We start from the raw sequence: 6,398 nt of genomic DNA on the forward strand, positions 1-6,398 counted from the left end.
ACGCTCCTGGAGCCGTATTTGCAACCCGATAATTAACGTGCCTAATTATTAAAGCTATTTAGGTGATGTTGTACTAGTCGCGCCCGCGATATTGGGGCGCTCCGCTGAGCATGTCACCGCGATTGCGCATGAGCTGATGGGCTCGTACGTCGGGTTCAACAGCAGCAGCGCAGAAGTGCGGGCAGCGAGCGCGGTCGATATTGCGCTATGGGATCTGACGGGCAAACGCGCGGGTGTGCCTGTGCATGTGGCGCTCGGCGGTGCGATGCGCGGACAGATTCCCGTCTACAACACGTGCGCCGGATACGACTTCAATACCGCCCAAGGTGCGCGCCGCATCGTTGATTCGGACGGAAGAAGCGCGGGACCGTACGACGACCAGTTCGCGTTCATGCGCGATGCAGGCGCGCTAGCCGAAAGTCTTTTGGACGAAGGTTATCGGGCGATGAAGATTTGGCCGTTCGACGACTTTGCGATGAATAGTCCCGATCACATCAGCCTCGTCGACTTGAATACCGGGGTCGAGCCGTTTCGAAAAATCAGAAGGGCGGTCGGAGATCGGATCGAGATCATGTGCGAGCTGCACAGTCTCTGGAGCTCGCGCGCTGCAGCGAGAATCTGCGATGCGCTCGCGGAGTTCGATGTGCTTTGGGTCGAGGATCCCATCGCCAAGATGGACAACTTCAGCGCCGTGGCCGACCTGCGTCGGCAGACGCGGGCCCCGATCTGCGGCGGCGAAAACCTCGCGGGAGTAAAAAGCTTTCGCGACATCCTGGCCGCGGACGCGCTCGATGTCGTGATGCTCGACCTGACCTGGTGCGGCGGACTGAGCGAGGGGCGCAAGATCGCCGCACTGGCCGAGGCTTATGCGAGACCGCTTGCTCCACACGACTGCACGGGTCCCGTTGCGCTGATGGCCGGCCTGCACCTTTCTCTTCACGCCCCCACAGCAATCTTTCAAGAAGTTGTACGAGCATCACTCGCGAGCTGGTATCCCGATATCGTCGACCGTTTGCCGGTCATTCGAGACGGTATTGCTCTGGCGCCGACGGACCCAGGTCTTGGCACTGCGCTATTGCCTGAGGTTCGAGAGACTAAAGGCGCGGTTATTCGCGAGAGCCGACTAGCCCGGTAATTCGACCTGGCAAAGCCCCATGCACCCGCACGGTGTGCATGCGCATCCGGACCTGCGCAAAAAGAGCGGCTGCCCACAGTTGTCACGCTTTCATATTGGAGCACAGAAAGTGCTAACACGTACTGCATTGATCATTGGCGTCACGGCGCTGTACTTCGCGCTTGTCGCATTCATGGGCTTTAGCGTCCGCCGGCATGCTTCCAGCAGCGCGGGCTTCACCGAGGGCGGCAAATCCTTTGCTCCGTGGCTCATTGCGGCGTTGATGTTATCGGAGTTCATCGGAAGCTCGGTCAGCATCGGGACGGCGCAGAAGGGCTTCGAGGATGGCATCTCTGCTGGATGGAATCTCGTCGCTCTGTCGATGGGGTTTCTGCTGCTGGGCGTGTTGCTCGTTGGCCGTTATCGTCGCACGAAGTTGAACACCATCTCAGCCATTCTGGAGCAGATGTATGGTAAAGGCGTGCGGTACGCCGCGTCCGTATTGACGATATTTTCGCTGAATGTCGTCGCGGTCGCGCTGTATGCAAGTGGCGGCGCAGTTCTCGGCGCGGTCATGCACATCGACCGCGGCATCGCTACCGTGATTGTCGGCCTCGTCGCCATCTTCTTCGTGACGGTCGGCGGCTTTCGCTCGGTGATCTACACGAACACGCTGAACGCAATCATCAAATATCTGGGCATCGTGCTCGCACTTGCATTTGCGCTCTCGCAGTCCGGAGGCTACGACCACCTGCGCAGCGCACTTCCCGCACGCATGTTCGACCCGACCGGGGTAGGACTATCGCAGATCATCGCGTGGATGATTGCTGGAATAGGGTCCATTTTTGCGACCCAGTACGTCATCCAGGGCATTGTCACCACACCCGACGACAAAGGTGCGCGACGCGCGTGTTACTACGTCGCCGCGCTGATGATTCCTTTTGGCGTGATCGTTGCGTTGATCGGCGTGTGTAGCGCAATGCTGTATCCGGGAATCAAATCAATCGATGCTTTCCCGGTGCTCATTGCTCACATGCCTCCTTTTGCTGCGAGCATCGTTGTCATCGGACTGGCCGGAGCGCTATTCGGAGGTATATCGGCTAGCACCATCGCATCAGGCACACTGCTGTTGCGAGACTTTTATGAACCGCATTTCAAAGGTCAACGTGACGATCGCTCGTCAGTGCGTTTCATTCGGATCAGCACCGTTGTCATCGGCTTGATTCCTCTGGTCCTGGCGCTTTTTGCGAGCAAGATCCTGCTCATCGCATTTCTCGGCAAGTCGCTCCGGGCCACGCTCGCCGTGATGATCCTCCTGTGCTTCTACGCACCTCGCTTCGGTACGCCCAGAGGCGCGATGGCGGGCATCGTCCTATCGATTATCGCAACGATCTCGTGGTTCATCGCGGGCAACCCGTACGGCGTCGACAGCTCGTATTTCGCGCTCGGCGTGCCGTTGGCCGTGATGACGATCAGCCAGCTTTGGAAGGTCCTGCATCGTGGGCAACAATCGGCCGCCGCAGAACGTACCTAACGTTGTGAACTACAACCAAACCAATCGTGATTCCTGCAATGACAAATACCGCAACCGAATCCCTCAATCGCCCGATCGATGTGCTGATCGCGGGACCCTTGCATCCTGGTCTGATGCAGCGCCTCGAAGGCGCCTATGCGACATCAAGACTATGGGAGCAATCGGACAGCAGGGCATTTCTGTCCGAACATGGAACGCGCTTTGAAGTCCTCGCGACGAGCGGCGCGATCGGCGCAGACAAGATGCTGATTGAGTCGCTTCCAAATCTGAAACTAATCGCAAGCTTTGGGGTAGGCGTTGACCCGATCGATCTGCAAGCGGCGGCAAGCCGTGGAGTCGCCGTCACGAACACGCCAAACGTCCTCAATGGTTGCGTCGCAGATGCTGCGTTAGGCCTGCTTCTGGGTGTCGCGCGACGCATCGCAGAGGCAGACCGCTTCATACGGGCGGGAGAGTGGACTACAAACAAGTTTCCGCTCGGTACGAAGATCGGCGGAAAGCTCTGTGGAATCGTGGGCATGGGCGGGATCGGGCGCGAGATAGCGAGCCGTGTCGTCGCGTGCGGCATGCGTGTCGCGTATTACGGACCCACCCCCAAGAGCGATCTGCCGTACGAGTATTACGGTTCGGTTATCGACTTGGCGCGAGTAGCAGACGTCCTGGTGCTTTCACTTCCAGGCGGAGACAAGACACGACACCTGGTCGATGGGCATGTGCACGAAGCCTTGGGTCCGCAGGGAATTCTCATCAACGTAGCCCGCGGATCGGTGGTAGACGAAGACGCGCTTGAAAACGCCTTGAAGAATGGTGAAATTGGAGGGGCTGGTCTGGATGTGTTCGCGAATGAGCCGCACGTGCCCTCGTCCATGATTGCGCTCAAGAACGTCCTGCTTACCCCGCACATCGGCAGCGGCACCAAAGAAACGCGTGAGGCGATGGCTCACCTTGTTTTTGAAAACATCGATGCTATGGTTCGCGGATTACCGCTGATATCTCCGGTATAGTCATCGACGGAAGCGCAGCCAGTTCAGGCAATCGGAGAACGTTTCTCGATGCCTCTTCGAAGAGTTCGGACGTCATCTGCGCAAACGCCGGGCCGGAACTGGGCGCGTCGCGGAAGTTCGCATCGATGACCGGACCAAGAAAAGTGGCGTAGCGCTCCTTCTGGCTCTAGGGTAGATGTGACTGGAAACTGTCGCGTTGGAAGTTGAGGATCCTGGCGAACTGCGCCGGGCTGTGGAGAATCGCTTGGGTCAACGCGTTCAGGTTTTTCGTGGCGAACAGCTCGATAAACTCGGGGTATCTGAGCGTCGGGGCTTCCGCATAAAGCGAGTTGCGAATACAAATGGAAGCACCCGCCTGGCGTAGTCGAGTGCAATATTGATTGCCGCAGGCCCTGACGAGTCGTGGGCGACCGGAACGATGCGGTCGAGACCAAGCGCATTGGCGACCGAAAGAAGGTCTTCTACCTGCTGGCGGAAACCGTACTTTTCGCTGACCGGTTTGTCAGATGCGCCGAACCCCATGAAATCGAATACGACGACGTGGCGACCCGCCTCGGTGCGATGGGGAATCAGGAAGTCGTAGATCTGAAGGTTGTCGGGAAAGCCATGCATCATGACGAACGTCGGCCCTTCGCCGGGGTACTCGCGAGCGTAAAGATTGCCGCGAGTACGCGGGATGCGGTGCTTTCTGCTCGACGCCCACCGATTGAGGGTGGTCCAACCCGAGAGTTTGACGTCGGATCGGCCGTCACTCACCGTCTGCTCCTCGCCCCGCAGCAGGGACGCCCGGCGCGCCGGTGCAGGCCTCGCTTGTGGCCGGTGGGCTCCGCAAAGCTCAAGCGGCTCTTCACTCGTGCGGCAAGAAAAGACAGTGCTGTACGTCCAGTGGGCTATCATGCCTATCCTCCCCGAAGTAGCCCCCTATGATTTCCATCCGTAATGTCACGCTGCGCCGTGGCGTCAATGTCGTACTCGACCGCGCGTCCGTCACCTTCACCCCCGGCGAAAAAATTGGCCTTGTCGGCCGCAATGGCGCCGGCAAGTCATCCTTCTTCGGCCTTCTCAATGGCACGCTGCACGAAGACGGCGGCGAGTTCTCGATTCCCGCTGCATGGAAGATGGGCCAGGTCGCGCAGGAGATGCCGGAGACCGAGCAGAGTGCGACCGAGTTCGTTATCGAGGGTGACACCGGACTGCTGGCCGCGCAGGCCGAAGTAGCCGCCGCTGAGGCCGGCGACGACGGCATGCGCATGGCGCACGCCTACATGGCCCTGCACGACGCCGGTGCACATGATGCCCCCGCCCGTGCCCAGGCGCTGATCCTGGGCCTTGGCTTCAGTGCGGCGCAGCTTAGCCAGCCGGTCAACAGTTTCTCAGGCGGCTGGCGGATGAGACTGCAACTGGCGCGCGCGCTCATGTGCCCGTCCGACTTGCTGTTGCTCGACGAGCCGACCAATCACCTCGACCTCGACGCGCTGGTCTGGCTGGAAGCGTGGCTCAAGCGCTATCAAGGAACTTTGGTAGTGATCAGCCACGATCGCGAATTCCTCGACGCGGTGACGCAGGTGACGGTGCACGTCGACAACGCCCAGCTTGTGCGTTATGGCGGCAACTACAGCAAGTTCGAAGACATGCGTGCTGAGCAACTGGTGTTGCAGCAGGCTGCGATGGCCAAGCAGGTGGACAAGATCGCGCACCTGCAGAAATTCATCGACCGTTTCAAGGCCACGGCCTCGAAGGCGAAGCAGGCGCAGAGCCGGGTCAAGGCGCTCGAACGCATGGAGAAGATCGCACCGGTGCTCGCCGATGCAGAGTTCAACTTCGAGTTCAAGGAGCCGCTCAACGTCCCGAACCCGCTGTTGTCGATGCTGGACGCGAGCTTCGGCTACCCGGCGCCGACCGACGCACCGCCTGGCACGCCGCCGACGGTCATCGTGCGGGGCATCAGCCGATCCGTGCTGGCCGGGCAGCGCATCGGCATTCTCGGTGCCAACGGCCAAGGCAAGTCCACTCTGGTGAAGACGGTGGCGCACGCGCTGGCGCCGATCGCCGGCGAAATCAGCGAAGGCAAAGGCCTGAACATCGGCTACTTCGCCCAGCAGGAACTCGACGTCCTGCGGCCTCTCGACACGCCGATGGAGCACATGATCCGCCTTGCCAAGGACACGCCGGCGAACATGCGTGCCCCGGGCCAGAGTGGCACCGAACAATCGCTTCGCACCTTCCTCGGCACCTTCAACTTCAGTGGCGACATGGTCCATCAGGCGGTCGGCACGATGAGCGGCGGCGAAAAGGCGCGGCTCGTATTGTGCATGATCGTGTGGCAGCGGCCCAATCTGCTGCTGCTCGACGAGCCTACCAACCACCTGGACCTGGCCACGCGCGAAGCGCTAGGCATGGCGCTCAACGAATTCGAAGGCACAGTGATGCTGGTCAGTCACGACCGGTCCCTGCTGCGCGCGGTATGCGACGAGTTCTGGCTCGTCACCAAGGGTGGCGTCGAGCCTTTCGACGGCGATCTGGACGATTACCAGCAGTTCCTGCGCGACGAAGCCCGTCGCATGCGCGAGCAGGCTGCCGGGGAGCAGAAGGTCATCGCCTGAGATGGCCCCTGGCAGTTCCACCTTGGAAGCTGCCACAGCGCTCGCATCGGGTCGAAGGGCCGCTTAGGGTGTGCGCCGTGAAAAGGTGGCGCTTTCCAGTGGGTGTAAGTCCCACCCGGCAAATGCTCCAGCCGGAAGCAACC

5 protein-coding genes are annotated in these 6,398 nt (G+C 60.3%); 4 read left to right on the forward strand and 1 reads right to left on the reverse strand.

The window, feature by feature from the left end:
* Positions 1 to 88 precede the first annotated feature (88 nt).
* From AWB67_RS33610 to AWB67_RS33620, 3 genes are read left to right on the forward strand one after another with little or no spacing between them, the layout of a single operon-like run.
* Positions 89 to 1,135 carry a mandelate racemase/muconate lactonizing enzyme family protein gene (locus tag AWB67_RS33610; RefSeq protein ID WP_268808144.1) on the forward strand — a complete coding sequence of 349 codons (1,047 nt, stop codon included), beginning with the start codon at positions 89 to 91 and terminating at the stop codon, positions 1,133 to 1,135.
* Between the two features lie 19 nt (positions 1,136 to 1,154).
* Positions 1,155 to 2,648, forward strand: a complete 1,494-nt coding sequence (locus AWB67_RS33615) for a sodium:solute symporter family protein (protein WP_200822380.1) — start codon at positions 1,155 to 1,157, stop codon at positions 2,646 to 2,648.
* 38 nt (positions 2,649 to 2,686) lie between these two features.
* Positions 2,687 to 3,652, forward strand: coding sequence for a 2-hydroxyacid dehydrogenase (locus tag AWB67_RS33620; RefSeq protein ID WP_087660321.1), 966 nt, complete (start codon positions 2,687 to 2,689; stop codon positions 3,650 to 3,652).
* Between the two features lie 258 nt (positions 3,653 to 3,910).
* On the opposite strand, the gene AWB67_RS33625 is transcribed toward AWB67_RS33620, so the two are convergent.
* Positions 3,911 to 4,408: an alpha/beta fold hydrolase gene (locus tag AWB67_RS33625; protein WP_159965069.1), complete on the reverse strand. Its 498-nt coding sequence runs from the start codon at positions 4,406 to 4,408 to the stop codon at positions 3,911 to 3,913.
* Between the two features lie 167 nt (positions 4,409 to 4,575).
* On the opposite strand from AWB67_RS33625, the gene AWB67_RS33630 reads away from it, so the two are divergent.
* Positions 4,576 to 6,255, forward strand: a complete 1,680-nt coding sequence (locus AWB67_RS33630; protein ID WP_087660323.1) for an ABC-F family ATP-binding cassette domain-containing protein — start codon at positions 4,576 to 4,578, stop codon at positions 6,253 to 6,255.
* Positions 6,256 to 6,398: the final 143 nt, after the last annotated feature.

Origin of the sequence: Caballeronia terrestris (genome assembly GCF_001544515.1) — a bacterium.
GTDB classification, from domain to species: domain Bacteria; phylum Pseudomonadota; class Gammaproteobacteria; order Burkholderiales; family Burkholderiaceae; genus Caballeronia; species Caballeronia terrestris.